This window comes from Modestobacter sp. KNN46-3 (assembly GCF_011039295.1).
Window position 1 is genome coordinate 1 of record NZ_JAAKGN010000283.1, and the last position, 2,388, is coordinate 2,388.

2 protein-coding genes are annotated in these 2,388 nt (G+C 74.0%); both read left to right on the plus strand.

Translation table 11 applies throughout. The features are described 5' to 3' along the window. Positions 1-111: 111 nt before the first annotated feature. The gene (locus G5C62_RS26510) at positions 112-852 is read left to right on the plus strand and encodes a hypothetical protein (protein ID WP_164703344.1); all 741 of its coding nucleotides are present in this window, start codon (positions 112-114) and stop codon (positions 850-852) included. Between the two features lie 85 nt (positions 853-937). Further along, positions 938-2,335 carry a cystathionine beta-synthase gene (locus G5C62_RS26515; RefSeq protein WP_164703345.1) on the plus strand — a complete coding sequence of 466 codons (1,398 nt, stop codon included), beginning with the start codon at positions 938-940 and terminating at the stop codon, positions 2,333-2,335. Positions 2,336-2,388 lie beyond the last annotated feature (53 nt).

Consider the following 2,388-nt stretch of genomic DNA (forward strand, 5'->3'; position numbering starts at 1 on the left):
GGTGGCGGGGTCTGGCTCCTGCCCGGCGTGGATGGCGAGTGTGTTGAAACCGGTCACGACTGCACCGTAGGCGCCGGGATGCCGACGAGGTGGCCCAGCACGTCCTGCCGGGTGACGACGCCGGCGGACCTGCCGACGCTGGCCCGGCTGCAGGACGCCGCCCAGGCCGGCGCGGACGTCGCGATGCCGCACCCGGCTGCCCGGCTGCGCTGGCTGGTGGCGCACGAGGCGAGCACCACCTGGGTGCTGGAGCGGGACGGCACGGTCGTCGCCTCCGCTCGGGTCCCCGAGCCCGACGACGACGTCCTGGTCGCCGAGCCGACCGCGGTGGACGACGCGGCGGCCACCGGGTTGCTGGCCGGCGTCGCGGCCCTCGCCGCCGGCCGGCCGGTCCGGGTCACCGACCGCCCGGGCACCCTCCCCGGCCGCGCGTGGGCCGACCGGCTGGGCGACGGGAGCGACCTGGCCGAGCAGTACTACGTGCGGGTGCCCGAGCCGGGTGCGCTGCTGGAGGCGCTGCGGCCGGTGCTCACCCGCCGGTTCGCCGACGTCGGAGCCGAGCGCGGTGGACACGACGTCGTGGTCTCCACCTACCGGGCCAGCTGGCGGTTGCCGGTCACCGACGACGGGCTGGGTCCGGTGGTCCCCGGCGGGCGGCTGCAGGCCCCCGGCACGGTCCGCGGCGCGGGCGTCGCCCCGGACCAGCTGGGCGCCCTGCTCCTCGGGCCGCACGGCATGCACGGGCTCTCCCGTCGCCGACCGGACGTGTACCCGGGCCGGGACGCCGACTTCTACGCGGCGCTCTTCCCGCCGCTGCGTGCGGACCTGCTCACCTACTACCTGCCGTACTGACGCACACCCGCGGCGTCTGGTGGGATGGTCGGGTACGCCGGTGCGCGCGATCCACCGCCGGCCCACCCGCAGAGCAGGAGCCCCCGTGCAGTACGCCGAGTCCGTCGTCGAGCTCATCGGCAACACCCCGCTGGTCCGGCTGAACGCCGTGACCGCCCACCTCGGCCCGGACGCACCGCTGGTGCTGGCCAAGGTCGAGTACGTCAACCCGGGCGGCTCGGTGAAGGACCGGATCGCGCTGCGGATGGTCGAGGCCGCCGAGGCGTCCGGCGCCCTGCAGCCGGGCGGCACGATCATCGAGCCGACCAGCGGCAACACCGGCATCGGCCTCGCCATCGTCGCCCAGACGCGCGGCTACAAGTGCATCTTCGTGTGCCCGGACAAGGTGGGCCAGGAGAAGATCAACGTGCTCAAGGCCTACGGCGCCGAGGTGCACGTCTGCCCCACCGCCGTCGACCCGGCCGACCCGCGCTCCTACTACTCGGTCTCCGACCGACTGGCCCGGGAGACCCCCGGCGGCTGGAAGGCCGACCAGTACGCCAACCCGAACAACCCGCGCTCGCACTACGAGACCACCGGGCCGGAGATCTGGACGCAGACCGACGGGAAGATCACCCACTTCGTCACCGGCGCGGGCACCGGCGGCACCATCTCCGGCGTCGGCCGCTACCTCAAGGAGGCGAGCGAGGGCCGGGTGCAGGTGATCGGCGCCGACCCGGAGGGCTCGGTCTACTCCGGCGGCACCGGCCGGCCGTACCTGGTGGAGGGCGTCGGCGAGGACTTCTGGCCCGAGGCCTACGACAAGTCGATCGCCGACGAGATCGTCGCGGTGTCCGACGGCGACTCCTTCGCGATGACCCGCCGACTGGCCCGCGAGGAGGGCCTGCTGGTCGGCGGCTCCTGCGGGATGGCCGTCGTGGCGGCCCTCCGCGTGGCCGAACGGCTGACGAAGGACGACGTCCTGGTCGTGCTGCTGCCCGACGGCGGCCGCGGCTACCTGAACAAGATCTTCAACGACGAGTGGATGGCCGACTACGGCTTCCTGGACGCCGGCGGTGGCGAGACCGTGGGCGAACTGCTGGACGCGAAGTCCGGCAGCACCCCGACGCTGGTGCACACGCACCCGAACGAGACGGTGCGCGACGCGATCGACATCCTGCGCGAGTACGGGGTGAGCCAGCTGCCGGTCGTGAAGGCCGAGCCGCCGGTGACCGCCGGTGAGGTGGTCGGCTCGGTCGCGGAGAAGGCACTGCTGGACGCGCTGTTCACCGGCCGGGCCTCGCTGGCCGACCCGGTGGAGCGGCACATGTCCGCCCCGCTGCCGATCATCGGCTCCGGCGAGCCGGTCTCGGCCGCGGTCGGGGCGCTCGGCGACGCCGATGCCCTGCTCGTGCACGTCGACGGCAAGCCCGCCGGCGTCGTCACCCGGCAGGACGTGCTGGGCCACCTCGTCGGCATCCCGGCGCCTACGGTGCAGTCGTGACCGGTTTCAACACACTCGCCATCCACGCCGGGCAGGAGCCAGACCCCGCCACC